General features: G+C 40.7%; 17 protein-coding genes. 4 read left to right on the top strand and 13 right to left on the bottom strand.

Going from position 1 to position 17,216, the window contains the following annotated elements; translation table 11 throughout:
• Positions 1-138 precede the first annotated feature (138 nt).
• From D0469_RS08165 to D0469_RS08145, 5 genes are all read right to left on the bottom strand, one after another.
• Positions 139-522, bottom strand: a complete 384-nt coding sequence (locus D0469_RS08165; protein WP_117326209.1) for a hotdog fold thioesterase — start codon at positions 520-522, stop codon at positions 139-141.
• An 18-nt stretch (positions 523-540) separates the two neighbouring features.
• Complete coding sequence (locus tag D0469_RS08160) at positions 541-1,185, bottom strand: DedA family protein (RefSeq protein ID WP_117326207.1); 645 nt, start codon at positions 1,183-1,185, stop codon at positions 541-543.
• 668 nt (positions 1,186-1,853) lie between these two features.
• The gene (locus tag D0469_RS08155) at positions 1,854-2,051 is read right to left on the bottom strand and encodes a hypothetical protein (RefSeq protein WP_117326206.1); all 198 of its coding nucleotides are present in this window, start codon (positions 2,049-2,051) and stop codon (positions 1,854-1,856) included.
• A 104-nt stretch (positions 2,052-2,155) separates the two neighbouring features.
• The gene (locus tag D0469_RS08150; protein ID WP_117326204.1) at positions 2,156-3,655 is read right to left on the bottom strand and encodes a leucyl aminopeptidase; all 1,500 of its coding nucleotides are present in this window, start codon (positions 3,653-3,655) and stop codon (positions 2,156-2,158) included.
• A 55-nt stretch (positions 3,656-3,710) separates the two neighbouring features.
• Positions 3,711-4,085: a DUF309 domain-containing protein gene (locus tag D0469_RS08145; protein ID WP_117326202.1), complete on the bottom strand. Its 375-nt coding sequence runs from the start codon at positions 4,083-4,085 to the stop codon at positions 3,711-3,713.
• 323 nt (positions 4,086-4,408) lie between these two features.
• Between D0469_RS08145 and D0469_RS08140 the strand changes: the two genes are divergently transcribed.
• Entirely contained in the window at positions 4,409-4,894 is a 486-nt protein-coding gene (locus D0469_RS08140) for a divergent PAP2 family protein (RefSeq protein WP_117326200.1), read from the top strand.
• Between the two features lie 354 nt (positions 4,895-5,248).
• Here D0469_RS08140 and D0469_RS08135 read toward each other — a convergent pair whose 3' ends face one another.
• The 4 genes from D0469_RS08135 to D0469_RS08125 all read right to left on the bottom strand — a co-directional run bounded on the left by D0469_RS08135 (position 5,249) and on the right by D0469_RS08125 (position 8,485).
• On the bottom strand, positions 5,249-5,938 hold the full coding sequence (locus D0469_RS08135; RefSeq protein WP_117326198.1) for a 3D domain-containing protein: 690 nt from the start codon (positions 5,936-5,938) through the stop codon (positions 5,249-5,251).
• A 481-nt stretch (positions 5,939-6,419) separates the two neighbouring features.
• Positions 6,420-6,743 (bottom strand): YuiB family protein, encoded by a 324-nt coding sequence (locus D0469_RS08130; protein WP_117326196.1) that lies wholly within the window; start codon positions 6,741-6,743, stop codon positions 6,420-6,422.
• Positions 6,744-6,874: 131 nt separating this feature from the next.
• Positions 6,875-7,003: a YuiA family protein gene (locus D0469_RS21025; protein WP_158553388.1), complete on the bottom strand. Its 129-nt coding sequence runs from the start codon at positions 7,001-7,003 to the stop codon at positions 6,875-6,877.
• A 264-nt stretch (positions 7,004-7,267) separates the two neighbouring features.
• Positions 7,268-8,485, bottom strand: a complete 1,218-nt coding sequence (locus tag D0469_RS08125; protein ID WP_117326194.1) for an NAD(P)/FAD-dependent oxidoreductase — start codon at positions 8,483-8,485, stop codon at positions 7,268-7,270.
• A gap of 489 nt (positions 8,486-8,974) precedes the next feature.
• Here D0469_RS08125 and D0469_RS08120 point away from each other — a divergent pair, with 489 nt between their 5' ends.
• Positions 8,975-9,973, top strand: a complete 999-nt coding sequence (locus D0469_RS08120; protein ID WP_117326192.1) for an NAD(P)/FAD-dependent oxidoreductase — start codon at positions 8,975-8,977, stop codon at positions 9,971-9,973.
• A 436-nt stretch (positions 9,974-10,409) separates the two neighbouring features.
• Here D0469_RS08120 and D0469_RS08115 read toward each other — a convergent pair whose 3' ends face one another.
• Together D0469_RS08115 and D0469_RS08110 are read right to left on the bottom strand one after the other, a co-directional pair.
• Positions 10,410-12,026: a M20/M25/M40 family metallo-hydrolase gene (locus tag D0469_RS08115; protein WP_117326190.1), complete on the bottom strand. Its 1,617-nt coding sequence runs from the start codon at positions 12,024-12,026 to the stop codon at positions 10,410-10,412.
• A 305-nt stretch (positions 12,027-12,331) separates the two neighbouring features.
• Complete coding sequence (locus D0469_RS08110; protein ID WP_117326188.1) at positions 12,332-12,694, bottom strand: HesB/IscA family protein; 363 nt, start codon at positions 12,692-12,694, stop codon at positions 12,332-12,334.
• 240 nt (positions 12,695-12,934) lie between these two features.
• Here D0469_RS08110 and D0469_RS08105 point away from each other — a divergent pair, with 240 nt between their 5' ends.
• Positions 12,935-13,639 carry a DUF2225 domain-containing protein gene (locus D0469_RS08105; protein ID WP_117326186.1) on the top strand — a complete coding sequence of 235 codons (705 nt, stop codon included), beginning with the start codon at positions 12,935-12,937 and terminating at the stop codon, positions 13,637-13,639.
• A 538-nt stretch (positions 13,640-14,177) separates the two neighbouring features.
• On the opposite strand, the gene D0469_RS08100 is transcribed toward D0469_RS08105, so the two are convergent.
• Positions 14,178-14,414: a YuzB family protein gene (locus D0469_RS08100; protein ID WP_117326184.1), complete on the bottom strand. Its 237-nt coding sequence runs from the start codon at positions 14,412-14,414 to the stop codon at positions 14,178-14,180.
• 286 nt (positions 14,415-14,700) lie between these two features.
• On the opposite strand from D0469_RS08100, the gene D0469_RS08095 reads away from it, so the two are divergent.
• Positions 14,701-15,768 (top strand): NAD(P)/FAD-dependent oxidoreductase, encoded by a 1,068-nt coding sequence (locus D0469_RS08095; protein ID WP_117326182.1) that lies wholly within the window; start codon positions 14,701-14,703, stop codon positions 15,766-15,768.
• A gap of 249 nt (positions 15,769-16,017) precedes the next feature.
• Here the strand turns inward: D0469_RS08095 and larC2 are convergent, their stop codons facing one another.
• Complete coding sequence (gene larC2, locus D0469_RS08090; protein WP_117326180.1) at positions 16,018-17,211, bottom strand: nickel pincer cofactor biosynthesis protein LarC2; 1,194 nt, start codon at positions 17,209-17,211, stop codon at positions 16,018-16,020.
• Positions 17,212-17,216 lie beyond the last annotated feature (5 nt).

The following is a 17,216-nucleotide window of genomic DNA, read 5'->3' as shown; positions in this document are numbered from 1 at the left end:
TGGTAAAAATAGTATAGTGAATGATAGATTTGAATGCATAGTTTCCAGAATTATTATTCAGTTTTGTAGAATTCACTATAGGAATAAGTATAAAAAACAGCCATCCATTATAACCGGATGACTGTTTTGCTTTTGTCCCTACTTAATCTGTATTACCGAAAGCGTACATCTGGAAACCGATATGAGTTTACCTTCTTCGTCTCTTATTTGTATATCCCATACCATTGTTTTCCTCCCGCGATGAAGCACCCGCGCTTCAGCAAACACATTCCCTTCTTTCTTTCCCCTAACATGATTGGCATTAATCTCGAGGCCAACGACTGCTTCCGTTGCTTTATCGACAAGTTCATACCCGCCAATGCTGGCTACTGTTTCAGCCAGGGCAACTGATGCACCTCCATGCAGCAGGCCAAAAGGCTGGCGTGTCCTTTGATCCACGGGCATTTTGGCGGTAACCCGGCCATTTTCAACCTCCAGGATTTCTATCCCAAGTGCTTCCAATAATGTATTAACCGTTTTCAATTCTTTTTCCCCCTTCTGTTAAGCTCGCTCTTTTTGCTTCAACGTATTCCTGCTTGTTTCTTTTCCGGTTTCCTTTCCCCGAGATCGGGCTATTTTATGCAGTTGGAAAAAGATATAAATAGCAGCAATCGCAAGCAGGACAAATAAAACTTCTTTCTCATAAAATAAGACTCTGTCAAATTCGTCCCCAAATTGATATCCAAGGTAAAAAGTAAGACTGAGCCACAACAAGGCACCTGTGTAGGAAAACAGGGCAAAGGATGATAATGAAAGCCTGCTGAATCCATAAATAAACGGCAGAAATAAACGGATTCCCGGGATAAAATAACTGATAGAAAGTGAGAACGCATGATATTTATTTATCAGGATATTGGATTGAAAAATAAGTCTCTTAAATTTATCTCTCCGGTTAAAATAACCCATCAAATATTTTCCAGTATATCTACCCAGGAAATACATAGAAGTTATCGCAAACAGTATACCTGCATAAGCAGTGGCAAATGCAAAAACCGGGTCAAGAACTCCTTGTTCAGCCGCAATTGCAACCGACATAACAATGACTTCATTTGGGAGAGGAAAAATAAAGATGCCGACCCACAGATAAAAAAATAGGCCAGGGTAGCCATACTCGCCTAGAATATGTAATATTGATTCCCACTCCATATATCCACCCCCTCTATCCGCCAAAAGCCATACCTGAATCTTAATAACTTATTTCCTATACCCTTTTACATAACTTTTAAAAAAAGATAAAGGAGATAACCATTTGGAATACCGTCCATACCCTTATCCAGGCAATAACATGGGCCGATTTCCAGACCAATATCCTTTAACCAGGGATACCACCATGTATATGGTTTCCCGCTCTATCGCCAATTTCCTCCTGTAAATACTGCTTTTTTAATAAAATCTGCTCAGTCGGCAGGTGCGTTACTGAATGATGCCCAAAAAATCACCCAAACCATTGCCCATTCCAGGGAATTTTCCGAAAAACTGATGAATGACGCCAAAGCATCAAAAACAAGCCAGGTTAATGATATGATCCGTTCACCTGGAGTCCGCAAAGCCTAAACTCCAATTTAATCCTGATCGAATTATATTAGATTTCACGGAAGAGAAACACAGCGAAATTAGCCATAACGGTTCTTCCTCAAATGGAGAAGCCCTTAATCTCCATCTTCCCAGTAACTTGAGTTATATTTTCCCAGCAATGAAAGTATCCTGATCTGTAAAGCCAGGCACATCCGCGTCGGGTGGTTGGTCCAGTATTTTCATAAAAATACCTCTGCTATTTTAAGCAGAGGTGTGTTTTGGCATGCAGCCGATAAAGATCAATAGTAGTAGCCGCCATATGAGTAAGGATAATACGGATAGTATGGAGCCGGATAGTATGGAGCCGGATAAAACGGCCTTGGGCCTAATACAGCTGTGGTGAGCAGCCCGCCAAGCAATCCTCCAACAAATGGACCGGCAAAGAAAAACGGATTTCGGCCATAACCGCCATAATATTGTCTGTGATAATTGTTCATTTGAATCCTCCTGTCGTTATATTTGCCTCCCTATTTTATATGCGGAAACACCAACAATCGTATGGGTAGGCAGCCTATCCCAAGACAGAAGGACAATCATTATTTTAATTTACTTGAAATCGTTCCACCAGCAGGGCTAGGGTACGTGTCATTACTCCCGTAGCGCCAGCTGGTCCTAATTCGGATGCTTTTTTTGTAACAGATGTTCCCGCTATGTCCAAATGAACCCAAGGCGTGTCTTCGGCAAATTCTCCAATGAATGCGCCTCCCATGATGGCATGGCCATCCCGGCCAGGTGAATTATTCAAATCAGCAACCGGGCTGTTTCTTACACGCTCTTTATCCTTTTCTGTAATTGGCAAGCGCCACATTGGTTCACCTGCTTCATATGAAGCTTCCAGAACCTGCTCGAATAGACCCTCATTATTGGTCATTGCCCCTGTCATTTCATTGCCCAATGCAACGATAACCCCGCCTGTCAGGGTAGCCACATCGACCAGATATTCCGCACCATGCTGCTTAGCGTATGTTACAGCGTCTGCCAGCACAAGCCGGCCTTCAGCATCCGTATTAAGCACTTCGATCGTCTTTCCGCTCATAGAAGTAATGACGTCATCCGGCTTAAATGCAGTTCCGCTTACCATATTGTCGGTAGACGGGATAACAGCCACTACATTCTGCTCCGGCCTTAATTCACCGATGATTTCCATTGCACCAAGAACAGCTGCTGCTCCGCCCATATCGGTTTTCATTCCGACCATCCCTTCTCTCGGCTTAAGGGAATAGCCTCCTGTATCATAGGTAACTCCTTTTCCGACAAGACCAATTACATCGGTCCACTCTTCCTTGCCCTGATATTTAAGGACAATCATTCTTGGCTCTTCATGGGATCCTTGGTTTACTGCCAGCAAAGCCCCCATTCCAAGCTTCAGCATGTCTTCCTTAACAAGAATTTCAGATTCAAAACCATAACGGTCTGCAAGTTCTGAGGCATAAGCGGCCATGTCAGCAGCCGTCAGCATATTACCAGGAAGATTGACCAGTGTACGTGCAGAGTTTGTGCCTCGGCCATACATATACCCAACCGTCAAGGAAGCATTGATTTCATGGCTTTCAGTATTGCTAACTACTGTAATAGCTTCTATTTGCTTTTCCGTTTCATTCGATTTTTGCTTGTATCCCTCAAATTTATAGGTTGCGAGCGCAAAAGCCTCGCCAAGTGCATGAGCAGCGTCATTAGCATCGACAGAATCATTAGTAAAGGAATCCAGTATAACCGTAACAGAATTAGCTTTTGCCTCTTGCAAGCTTTTAAATACTTTGCCAAACGCTTCTCTTAAAAATTCAAATGACAATCCCTTTTCTTTTCCAAGCCCTAAAAAAATAAGTCTCTTTGGCCCCATTAGGCCAAGTGTATGTATTTTTCCAACGATCTTTTTCTTTGAAGAAATCTCTCCATTCTTCAAAAGCTCGGTCAATTGCCCTCCGAGTTTCTCGTCAGCCTCTGCAGCAAACCCTTCCAGTCTGCCGCCCTTTTCAAATACACCGGATAGTACATACTCATGTTTGTCAGCAAAATTTAATTGATCTGCTACATTGAACAAAAAAATTCCTCCCTTTTCGATCCATGCTTAGATTATAACAGACTCACCATTCTTTTTAATTCTCGATATTTATATATAAACGAGGAAGCTTAGGAAGCGTTCCAACTTCAGAGAAAGGAACCTTATCGATAGGAGGGATAATAGCCTGAGCGTATTCAATATAAGCAAGCACCGGCTCCAGCTTCAATCCCCAATGAAAGGGGCTGTATGGGGTCAAATAGCGGTATGCGGCCTCCAGCATCGACCTTGCTCCCTTTACATTACCATATTCATAATGGTAAATCGCCACACTAAGCTGCAGCAGCCCTTTTAAAAATAAATTCCCCTTATCCGTCATCCACATTTCCTCAAGCAAATCGTGGCAGGTATAATAATCACCCTCGTTAAACGAAATAAAGAATGTATAATATTCCATAGGGTAACTTTCCATTTCCTCACATCCTTGCCTTTTATGTTTAACTACTGCTCATTTGGTTTAAAAACATAATAACAGACAATTCATAATCCAGTCCTTTTTAACTTTATGATAAAAACATTATCTAATAAGTGAGATTGAGACATAATGATTATATAAGAGGACTGTACAAGAGGAACCATATTTTTCAGCACGTTTTGTGACTTCATAGATCACCTTACATATCCCTTTGCCGATTCGCCACAGCTTGCCTTTACGGCGGGCAAAGCACCGTACCCGAAGCTGTGTATCCAGAAAATAGCCATAAATTAATACTTTACATGAAAGGTGGCCGATCCATGGAATTATGGTTTAATTTCCCTCTAGTTGCTTCATTAACAGCCATTTTCTTCGCCCAGTTTGTGAAAGTGCCGATTCAGTACATTGCCATTAGAAAATTGGATTGGTCATTGATCCACTCAACCGGAGGCATGCCCAGCTCCCATTCAGCTGCCGTAACAGCACTTGCCACCGGTGTAGCCTTGGAGTCCGGCGTCAACTCTACCGTTTTCGCAGTTGCAACCGTATTTGCAATCATAACGATGTTTGATGCAACAGGTGTCAGAAGACAGGCAGGAGAGCAAGCAGCTGTATTAAACAGGCTTGTGGCAGACTTCAATACTTTCGTCGCAGAAGCAAAAAAATGGCCCAAGAAGGAAGAAAAACAAAAGCAAAGGGAACTTAAGGAGCTGCTTGGCCACAAACCGGTTGAAGTATTCTTTGGAGGCCTTACTGGAATCGTTTTGACCCTTCTCCTTCATTTCCTTTTGTTCAGCGTTAAATAATGCAGGAGCGGAAGGAAAACTTTGTTCTTTAAAAACCAGATAACAGTATTAAGGCAAAAATTTTTGCTTTGCAGTCAGGAACGAAAAGCATTTCCTGAAAGCTTGTATATAGAGAAATAAACTGTAAAAAAATATTAATTTTCGAAAGTCATCTTTATTTAACAATGATCTTGATTGATTATTCTTTGTACTTTTGATAATTCTGAAAAAAAAGGAAAGCCCCGTACCAGTTGTGAGTACGGGGCTTTTTGTTCCAAGGGACACAACCTGGAACAGTTTCTTATATTTTTTGCATATGCTTAGATCATCAATTCTATGTATTATGTTATGTAAATTCTATGTATTACATTATATTTATTTTTTTAATTTTCCTTTAAACTGCTGGCGGAATACCTGTAATTCACTATCCTCATTTAACACAGTCAGATCATTTTCGGTCAATTTTCCTTTTCCCTTTTTAACTACGTAAACATCGATGGTTTTTTTGCCCCACTGATTAAAAACATCATCAACGGTCTCATAATAAAGGTCCAATTCATTGCCTTTAATGGCCCCGCCCTTATCCGCTACAACTCCATATCCATACCCTGGGATATAAAGGATTGTCCCAATCGGGAAAACATTTAAATCAGCTGCCACTGTCGAGAATAAGTCTCTTTTTACTCTTACTCCGGAATATGTAATGCCGTACGATGGATTACCTGGACTTTTACCGGTCGATTCAACCCCGGCCGTATAACCGGTAGCCACCACTTCTTTAGTGGGGTACTGTGTAAAATCTACCGCTTCTTCTATCGTCTTTGGCGAGGTTATCGGTTTAGAAAAAGATATTTCTGTTTTAGTTGGCATTGAGCTGTTCAGATACTTATAATCTAACCCAATCACCCTTGTATTCCGATCGGGACTGAAGTCTGAACGAAACTCACCCCAATTTAGCGCTGCCATTGCAGAAACCCCAGTCACATGACAGAGGGTGGATTGAACCGCAAAAACTAGTAATAGGGCAATTACGGCCCTTTGGCTTAAGTTTTTCAATTTACTCATATAAAATTTCTTCACTCCTCTCTGACATATTACTTTCCCAAAAAAAGAAAGAATATTCATAAAGAGTGAAAATATTTATTACAATAAGAAAAGTGAAAGCGCCCTATAAAACAAGGAACGTTGACTAAGTACTGGCACGTCCTCCTGGGCCAAACGTCGACGCTAGCACATCCTAACAGAGGAAGAACGGCTAAAATTGCCTCGTCCTCACAAAGCAAATGCTTTGTTTCGTGCGATGTATCGCTGCCAAAGCATTCATTCCTTGTCTTTGGCGACGCCGGCGCTGGCACGTCCTGTACGTCGGAGCTTTATTTTCCAGAAAAAAATTCGCTTTATTTTTAGCAGAATAAAAAGTTGCTGCTATCTAGACATCTGTACTTGTTAAAAGCAATCGTTATACTTTCTTAGAAAAAAAGCCATTAAAAAAACCCCATCATATTTTGCTTATGACAGAGTTTTTGGGAATTTTATTGGAATCCGGTTAAAACATTCTATACCCTTTGTTTCTGAGGGTTTTAATGACCACTCCTGCAAGAATCGCACCTGCTAATCCACTTGCTAAAATCGTAACATCAGCTGGAGCAAGGGAAGAAAGTCTGCCCCCAAGCTGACCGAATGTATCTGCCGGGCTTCTGAAATACTCGATTAATTTTTTATTATTAATAATGAAAACGGCAACTAATGGAAAAATAATAACCATAATCCATGAAGAACGAAACAGCATATTCAGCAAAAATCCAATGCCAAAGAATAAAACAAAAAATAAAACAACTGAAATAATTAAAACTGGTAAAGACATTTGCATTTTCTATAGCCCCTCCCTAGAAGCACTAATTCTAGTGTACTTAATCGGAAAAGACCCGTCAATCATCTATTTGCCAGTCTTTGAAATGAAAATCACATTATTTATTTACCTGGCTTTTGTTGTCCGTTCTATTATTTTTCTTCCAATTTGCCGCTTCCTCCACAGCATGAACAAGTCTCGGATCCTCCAAGCAATAACTGGAAATACCCTTTTCCTGAACAATATACACAATCGTACGTTTTAACCGTAATTTTTGACATCGTCGCCATCTCCTCGAGAATTAAAATTAATTAAATTTTCTGATAATATATCATGAAAATCCTAATTTTGAAAAAACCTATTTTATGCAAAAACAGCCATGAAAGCGGATACATTATTATATTTCTCCTTCTTTCTCTATCTTTTAAAGATATTCAGAAAATTTAAATATATCTCATTCTTTCATTGTACAAATGCGGCCAATATAAAAGGCTGTCCAGGATTAACCTGCGGACAGCCTTTCAAAGCACTATTTATTAAATACATTATAATAATTTAAATTTACCTTTTTTCAGAACTAATGAAGGGCCGCCAATCATAAGAAGCGCACGGTTATCAATCACTTTCTTCATGATGGATGCTTTTGTGCCTACTAGTTTCTTTCCGTAAACAACGCCAATTGCATCATCTTCGCCCAGTGAACATACAGTTCCTTTAATATCCGGCTTGAATGTTTCCAGGTGAGGATTATTACGGATAAGTGACACGAGATTCTTTGCAACTATCTCACCCTGCTGCATAGCAATTTGAGCTGTAGGAGGATAAGGACGGTTAATTTCTTCATTAATAACAAGGGAAGAGTCACCAATAACAAAGATATCATCATGGCCAGGAGCCCGTAAATCCGGCTGCACCTTCACACGTCCGCGCATTGCCTCAATACCTGACTTTTCAATAACAGCGTTACCTCGAACACCAGCAGCCCAAACAACAGTGCCAGCTTTGATTTCTTCTGTTTCATTTTCACCTTTTGCAACGATGATTCCGTCAGGTGTACATTCTTTGATCGCAGTACCGATTTTGAATTCAACACCTTTTTTCTCTAAGTGAGAAACGGCATAAGAAACCAATTCAGGGTCAAAGCCAGGTAATGCGGTTGGAGCAGCTTCAACACATATTAAGCGCACCTTTTGGAAGTCTACATCATATTCCTTGCAAAGCTCCGGAATACGGTTAGCCAATTCTCCAAGGAACTCAATTCCGGTAAAGCCAGCACCACCTACAACAATGGTTAATCTTTCGTCTTTCTTTTCCACTTCAGTCTGGTAGGTAGCAAACTGATATTCAATATGTCCACGGATTTGGCGTGCAGAATTAACATTCGAGATAGAGAATGCATATTCCTTAAGGCCTTGAATTCCAAATGTCTCAGACTCCCCGCCAAGAGCGATGACTAAATAATCATAAGAAATTTCGCCGTTTTCTAAAATAACCAGCTTTTCAGAGGTCTTAACTTCAACAACTGAATCCTGGATAAAGCCGACCTTATGACTATCAATAACCGAGCGAATATCATAGCGAACACGATCATGGTGTAAAGTTCCTGCTGATGCCTCATGTAGCCAAGTTGTTTCATAATGATAATCATTTTTATTAACAAGAACAATTTCAGCTTCATTTACGCCTATAGCTTTTTGTAAACGAGTAGCTGTCATTAGGCCGCCGTACCCTGCGCCCAGGATAACAATTTTCTTTGTTTTCAATGGTATCGGAACCACCTTTACAGTATTTTTCTCGCGATGCTAAGCTTATTTCTTATCATCTCACCGCATGTTAAAAAAATTATAAAATAAAAACAAAAGTTTGTGATGTAATTCACGAACTCATTCAAAAAAATGTACTGATTTTATCAAAGAAAAGTAACAATATGAGATCTAAATAAATAGTATTCCATATCCAATACTTTTTCAAGAGACAAATAGTAATTTTACACTGCACAAATGGAAAAATGGAAGGTTCATTTAGAGGATTTTTAGCCAAAATAAACAAGTATCATCCGAAAAATCAAACAGGAAGTTACCACCATGTCTTCCAATATAGTATTCAGGATTTTAATCAAGGAGAAAAGCATATTACTTGGAAAAGTTTTTCTATTCAAAAAATTCTTCTATCTTTCTCAAATTCATCTCCTTCCTAAATAATTTATGTTAAAATGTACTTTGGATTGAACTATCGATAGGGGGATTTATATAGTGAACGAGGATCAAAAATTGTATGATATTACGATAATTGGCGGTGGTCCCGCTGGACTATTTACAGCATTCTATGGTGGTATGAGACAAGCTTCGGTAAAGATCATTGAAAGCCTCCCGCAGCTAGGCGGGCAGCTTTCTGCACTTTACCCTGAAAAATATATCTACGATGTTGCCGGCTTTCCCAAGGTGCGTGCACAAGAGCTTGTTAATAATTTAAAGGAACAAATGGCTAAATTTGAGCCAGCTGTTGCACTGGAGCAGTCAGTTGAGAAGCTTGAAAAGCAGGAAGACGGCAATTTCAAACTTATTACGAATAAAGAAGTGCATTATTCTAAAACAGTTATCATTACTGCTGGAAATGGAGCTTTCCAGCCCCGACGCATAGAGCTTGAAGCGGGTGCAAAATATGAAGGCAAGAACCTTCATTATTTCATCGATGATTTAAATCAATTTGCCGGCCAAAAGGTTGTAGTTTTTGGCGGCGGCGATTCAGCCGTTGACTGGGCCCTAATGCTGGAACCAATCGCTGAAAAAGTGACAATCGTTCACCGCCGTGATAAATTCCGCGCACATGAACACAGCGTTGAAAATTTACAAAACAGTAAAGTTGAAATAAAGACTCCTTTTGTCCCTGCTGAATTCATCGGTGATGAAAACAAAATACATCAAGTTGTCATCAATGGTGCAAATAGTGATGACCAAGAAGTCATCGACGTAGATGCGGTCATTGTCAACTATGGTTTCGTTTCTTCACTGGGACCGATCAAGGAATGGGGACTCGAAATTCAGAAAAACTCAATCGTTGTGAACTCCAAAATGGAGACAAACGTTCCTGGCATCTATGCTGCAGGTGACATTTGCACCTATGACGGAAAAGTTAAGCTAATCGCGACCGGATTCGGTGAAGCACCTACAGCTGTTAACAATGCTAAAGCTTTCATGGATCCTAAGGCGAAGGCTCAGCCGCTTCACAGCTCTTCCCTTTTCTCTGAATAAGAAAAGTGCATGTATCCTCGAACGTGGGTCGCTGCCAAAGCGTTCCTTATCCAGAATATCGGGTGTAGACGGCGCAGCTAGATATCATAGAAAAGCGAAAGCGCCCTGACAGAGGAAGAACGGCGTTGCCACATCCTGTTAAAGGAACGCCGGCTAAGTTCTGGCAGGGTTAAAATTTAAGACCATTTCAACCTCCGTCCTGTGCCAAACGTCGACGCCAGCACATCCTCACAAAACTGTCGCTTTGTTTCGTGCGATGTATTGCTGACGTAGCATTCCTTGTCCTGTGCAAGACCGGCAAGAACATCGTGTGCGTCGGGGCTGGGCGCTGGAGCTAGATATCTGAACTCGTTAAAGCGTTAACTTTCTTAACTTTAAACAACTGGAAAAGTCCGTATCCCCTGTTGAACTTTTAGGGGATCGGACTTTTTATACCTTATTGATCCTGATGCATTAATAACAGATTTTTCAATATTTTTGGCAATTGATCAAAGGCAAATGGCAAATAAAGCCGTTCTGTTTTCTTATGGGCATCTTTTCCGATCGGACCCACGTTTAGGACCGGTGCAGTGAGGCATGCCATTTCCTGAAACGGAATCGAATACAGCTCTCGACCTCCAGGCAGATTAGTGTTATACATATCCATATCAGACAGCGGTGCCTGAAGCACAGCATAGCTTAAATCTGAAATGCCGTTAAAATAGTCTACAGGCAGCAGTTTATAGCCAAAATGTTTATTAGTGTATTCAATAAGGGACCTGCTAAGCTTCTGGATATCTTTATTGTCGCTTGTGTTCACGGCTGGATAATATGGCGGAGCGAAAAACAAGACGATCATCGGGGCAAGCTCTCGGCAAAACAAGGCCATTTGTTCGACTGCCTTGATAGATTGTTCTCGGTTATCGCCAGGTGTATTCATGGCGGCCGAATACTCTAATGCCGTAATTTGCTCACAAGTAGACTTTTCGCAAGCATATTGCTTTAATTCTTCATAAGAGAGCACCCGGATATGGTCAGGCTGGCGGTGCGAAATACTGTATGTACGGTACTTCTCCTGTATAAATGATGTGATTTTCTGTGCAGCACTGTCAGCAGCTTCGCGCATAGCCCCCAGCACATCGGCAGGATTCCTTTTCATTAATAATAAATTGTATAAACTGACGGAAAGGCTTGGGAGCTGGGCTGAGTATTCTTTTTTTAAGTCTCGCTGCAGCAATACTGTTGGCGGCGGGCTGACCTGGCCGTTTACAGTTTCGCACAGTTTTTCATTCCACTCGATTTCCTGTGAAACAACTGACGACATCCACGCAGCGTTAATGCCGGATAATGGTTCCCCAACGTGGCTTTCTCTTCCAAAGCAAAGCACGCCAGGCATAATTTTGCCGATTGATCCAGTATAGAAATAATGGTTTTCATCTCCTGGGACTTGTGTAAACATCGGCTCAGAATTTAAACATAATGTGAAGGTTAATTTATGGTCAGCAGCAATATCCAAAAGTTTCTGGACAGCTTCACGCATACCGGCTGAATTAACCTCTTCATCTGGAACGGTCAGTAACAAGAGGTTAATTTTCCACTTTTCTGCTGATGCTTTTTCCAAAAGCGAAAGGTGTTGGACAAGACCGCACTTCATATCCATAGTCCCACGCCCAAAAAGCCAATCGCCGCTTTCCAAATCCTTTCGCGCATCAGCAGGAAGCTCATCGAGCCTCTTAAAAAGAGCATTCGTCAGCTCAATTGGGCGAAAAGCCAGATGCTTGAGATCACCGTATTCCTCTACGTCTACTACATCAAAATGGCTGAGCATAATCACCGTTTTCTCTGCTTCATCATGTTTATATAACGCAGTTAAAAATGAACGGCCATCCATGGTGGGATGACGGCTGATATATGAGGGATTTTCCTGAAAATGACTTATTTGCTTTACGTAGTGTTCTATTCTAAGTGGAATATGCTTTTCGGCTTCAGATAAGGTAATGCTCCCAATCGATACAAGATCATTTAAAATATTCAGCATTTGTTCTGACGACTGCATTAACATATTCCCCTCCATGTTAACGACTCCTTCGCTCTAAAAATGTCTTTTGAAAAATGATTGAACTTTGGTAAAAATTTTATCATTTTTTCATAACAACAGGGGGCAATGAAGCAACGTTTTTCAGAAAAAGCCCAAACGGAGGAATTCCAGCCTGCTTTCTTTGCCGACCGTTTCGTTGCTGATCGCAGCGATTTCCTTTAAGTTTGCTATTGTTCCTTTTGCAATCCGAGTCATTTCATCCTTCCTTAATTGAGAATAATTACGCACAAAAAAAGTCCGGTTTTTTAAACCGGACTCAATGATTTTTTAGATTCAGGTAATTAACACTCTTCCGGTGTACCCGTTGCTGTTGCTGTACGGAAGGATGATCCGCAGCCGCAGGAAGCGATGGCATTTGGATTGTCAATGGTAAACCCTCCGCCCATCATGGACTGTTTATAATCAACAACAGTTCCATTTAAAATTGGGGCATCGTCTTTGCTTACTAAAATATTAATGCCATGCTGACTCAATATCGTATCTTTTTCATCGGAGTCCTGTTCAAAGCCCATTCCATATGAGAGGCCGCTGCAGCCCCCTCCCTTTACGGCTACCCGCAGGAAAGAACCCTCCTCATCATTATGCTTCATCATTTCTTTTATCTGAAAAGCTGCTGCTTCTGTAATAATTACGATTTCGCTCATAACTCATCCTCCTTTAAATAATATGAGGTCTTTACTTATAGTATATAACAAAAAAAGATCAAGGCTCAACTTTACCACACTGAAAATAGTGAATTGGGCTAACTGCATTTTATCAAAAAGTCGCATAACTTTTATAGTTTAGGTATTTTCTCACATTTAAATAGTTCTTTAGATAGAAAAAAGAGTTATAATTATTTTAAAATATCAACATAAAATACTAACTGCCAAGAGGGGGAGATGATGGATACCATTGAACCGTTATTTGACCGCAATATAGAATGCTTGTTTTGTAAAGGAAAATTTACTACTAAAAAGATTAGATCCCGATTTATTAAGGTTACTAGTTATGATTCAGATTTTTGTCCGTATTATGCTTCGGATGATCATAATGCATTATTATATAATATTTATGTGTGCCCGCATTGTGGCTTCTCTGCTTCTGACGATTTTGCAAAATATTTTCCTCCTGCAACAAAAGAAATGATTGCTGCAAAAGTCCACACAAATTGGGTACCTCAAGACTTCAGCGGTATCCGTTCAATTCAGGAGGCGATACAAACCTATAAGCTCGCCTCCTATTGTGCCGTTTTAAAAAAGGAAAAGCATATTGTCATCGCAGGCCTGTATTTAAGGATAGCCTGGCTGAACAGAAAATTGGAAAATGAGGATCAGGAAATAAGGTTCATGAAACTGGCCATCAATGAATACTTAGAATCCTTCTCGACGGATGATTTCAAAGGTACCCAGGTTTCTGAAGTCCGGCTCTTGTATTTAATTGGGGATTTATATAGAAGATGCGGGGAAACAGATAAATCCGTAAAATATTTCTCCATGGTAATTGAAAGGAAAAGTACATCTATAGAAACAAAAATCATTGATATGGCCAGAGAGCGCTGGCAGGAAATCAGGGACGAGAAAAAGCTTGGTGAATCAATGAGCAGATAAGACAAGCGAAAAGCGCCCTGGCTGGCTAAGAAAGAACGGCTAATGTCGCCACGTCCTGTGGCAACACCGTTCTGACCCACATCCTGAGGGCCTCCGACTAGCATAAGCCAACCGCTTCGGAAGGCACTTGATAGCAACACAGGGTTGTGACAGCTCTTGGTCACAACATTCGAGGGGCTTGATTTTCCTACGGAAGAAAGTTACTGGGCACTGGAGCCAAAGCATCTGTACTTGTTTAATAAAAAATGCTGTCTTATTTTAGAACAAAACCCTTGCCAATCACATTTGGCAAGGGTTTCCAAAAATCTTTCAGGACAAACATTCTTTAATTTCACGTCTGGAAATCTCCTGTCCGTGTTTTCTTAAGCAGCAGGCTCCTTTGCCGGAATTAATTTATCTGTTTTCCGATTAATGTAGCGGAAAACAGATAAATTAAGCAAAAATGCTAAGTAATTAGCCAAAAGTAAATAGGCAGTGTCTAGCCCTCATTACTGGATATTTTATTAAAAATATAGCACTATATTATATAAACTCATAATTAAAATAATGGGTTCTCTTCTAAGTGCTTGTAGATATTGGCAACCAGCTCTTCTGCTGTTTCCCCTGTAACCACTTCCCCATTCACAAGGGCAAACATGCTTCTTGCGCATTTTCCACAATAACTAAGACAACCATATTCAACTATATCCAGATTGGGATCTTGTTCTAGTTTCTGCATGGCTTCATATGAGCCGCTGGCAAGGTTGCTAACACAAAACTCAATAATATCCATCATTGCTTTTCACCTCACTAGTACTAACAGAATATCCTACAGTTTTTACAAGTTAGAGTCAACGATTCAAGTTTAAGTACTAGAGAATATTGTTGTGATTTCGACACAATTTCGTTATACTTTTTTATGGAATTCATTTATTTTTCTACATTTTTTGCATTTTTGGCCCATTTAAGTGCATTTGAAAACGATTAAGGCTATGATTCCGTTTTCAATATGTCACACTTTATCTCTTGAGATTAGTGAACTTATTAACAAACATCGCTTCTTCACAAAGGGGAAATCAAAGATGAAAAACTTGCTCATTCTTGGCGGCGGCTATGGTGGTATGAGGATGCTCCATAAACTTCTTCCAAATCAGCTTCCTGATGATGTTACCATTACGCTTGTCGATCGTAATCCATATCATTGTTTAAAAACAGAGTATTATGCACTGGCTGCAGGTACTATTTCCGATCAGCATATTCGCGTTGCTTTTCCTGAAGATCCAAGGATTAAAAACGTTTATGGCGAGGTTACTGGAATCGACCTTGAAAACAAAGCAGTCCTTATCCAAGGCAAAGAACCGGTTTCTTATGATGACCTTGTCATCGGCCTTGGCTGCGAGGACAAATACCACAATGTACCTGGCGCTGATAAATTCACATACAGCATTCAAACTATCGATAAATCACGCCGCACCTATCAAGCGCTGGGTAACCTGGGGGCAGAGGCAACCGTGGCTATTGTGGGAGCAGGGCTTAGCGGGGTAGAACTTGCCAGTGAACTAATTGAGAGCCGGCCGGACCTCAAAATCAAGCTATTTGATCGGGGCGACCATATCCTTTCAGCTTTCCCGACTCGTTTGAGTGTCTATGTAGAAGAGTGGTTTGTATCACACGGAGTGGAAATTGTCAGCAACTCCAACATTACTGCTGTAGAAGAGAATATATTGTACAACCACGGCACAGCAATTAACTGTGATGTTATTGTTTGGACGGCAGGCATTCAGCCCAGTATCATTGTAAGGGAAATGGATGTAGAAAAGGATACTCAGGGACGCGTCGTCCTTACTCCACAGCACCATTTGCCTAACGACAATAGTGTTTTCGTAGTTGGAGATTGCGCAAGCCTTCCTCATGCACCAAGCGCGCAGCTAGCTGAGGGGCAAGCGGAACAAATCGTTCAGGTGCTCTTAAAAAAATGGGCTAATGATCCGCTGCCTGAAAGCTTCCCGGCTATTAAACTAAAGGGTATCCTCGGATCCCTTGGCAAAAAGCATGGGTTCGGCCTGGTTGCGGACCGCGCGATAACCGGCAGAGTCGCGAGGCTATTAAAATCAGGGATTTTATGGATGTATAAGCATCATAATGGATGATATATTCTAACGTATTGAACTAGACAAATAAATGTTGGTCAAGTCCGGTTGTTAATATCTATTACTAGTAAGCAACCTAAAAATAGGACGGGTTTTTCCCGTCCTTTTTATTGTACTTAGTGATTACTTCAAAAAACTGGTTGACCTTATAATCACAACTCACCTGTAGAACAAGATCCTTTATTTTTTATTCAGTATCGTCCAAATCTAACAGCCAGCCCGTTAGTGTCATACGCGATGACTTTCTCTTCAACGTTTATGTATTCCTGAAAAAACATTCATATAAACCTCATAAAAAGGAACATGATGCTCCTTGGCTGCCTTCTGTACATCTTCATACTCGGGAATTTGCCTCAACACTTTTCCATCCTTGATGGCCTGCTTTAGTCGGATCGGTCCGAATTTCGAATCAACATGGACTATTTTACGCTCTAATATCCGCCTTGTCCAAAGGCTTTTTCGTACTCCAAGAGTAGTTGTTTCTGTTAAGATCACTTCCTCACATCTTTCAACATTCTCCAGTAAAGTGAGAACTGATATAAGCGTACCTGGCCGATTTTTCTTCATATATACCGGTGTATAATAAACGTCAAGCACCCCTATTTCTAAAAGCTCCTGCATAAGGTATCCAAGGGCTTCGCCAGTCATATCATCCACCTGGAACTCCAGGATGAAAATGGATTCTTCCCTAGCACTGCTATTACACTTTTTAGATTCAATATTCCGGAACTGTTCAACAATGGAGGCTCGAAATGTAACTTCCTGATCTTCTGCTGCTCCATATCCAATTCTTTTCATTTTCATTTGATTTAGCCCGCTGAAGCTTTTTGCAAGACAGGCCAGCAAGCTGGCACCAACAACAGTAGTTATGGGCTGAGTCATATTTACTTCAGTAATTGGAATTCCTCTTAACAGTTCATATACTGCTGGCTCAGGAAAAAAGGATAATCCGGTATCCTTTTGCACAATTCCTTTCCCAATCAAAATAGGTGATGCTAGGATCTGATGTATCCCAATACTTTCTATTGCAAGACAGATTCCCAAAATTTTTGCTGTCCAGGTTTTCCATTTACCATTCGGGAAAGTAATGTCTTCAATATGAATTCCCTGATTCGTGCAATAAGCTGATACTAGGGCATGAAAAATGAAATGGGTTCTCTCTTTAACACGCTCGGGCAGCTTACTTTTCATAATCATAGATAAAATTTCAGTAGCCTTTGTTTCGCCTTCCTCATTCGCAACTGTATGAGAACGGAGGAGCACTTGTTTTGCATCTATTCCGTGTTTCTTCACACGTTCAACCTCGAAAACAAAGCTACCAAACGGCAGCTTTTGTAAAAAACGGTTTACATATGACTGGTCAGCTCCTAAATCAAACAGTGCCCCTACTAGCCTGTCTTCAGAAATACCATATGACCCATCCAAATAGAGAAACTTTTCCATAGTGC

The organism is Peribacillus saganii (genome assembly GCF_003429095.1).
Taxonomy (GTDB): Bacteria; Bacillota; Bacilli; order Bacillales; family DSM-1321; genus Peribacillus; species Peribacillus saganii.
Note: the sequence above shows the minus strand (reverse complement) of the source record. Positions and strands in the feature narration are given on the sequence as shown.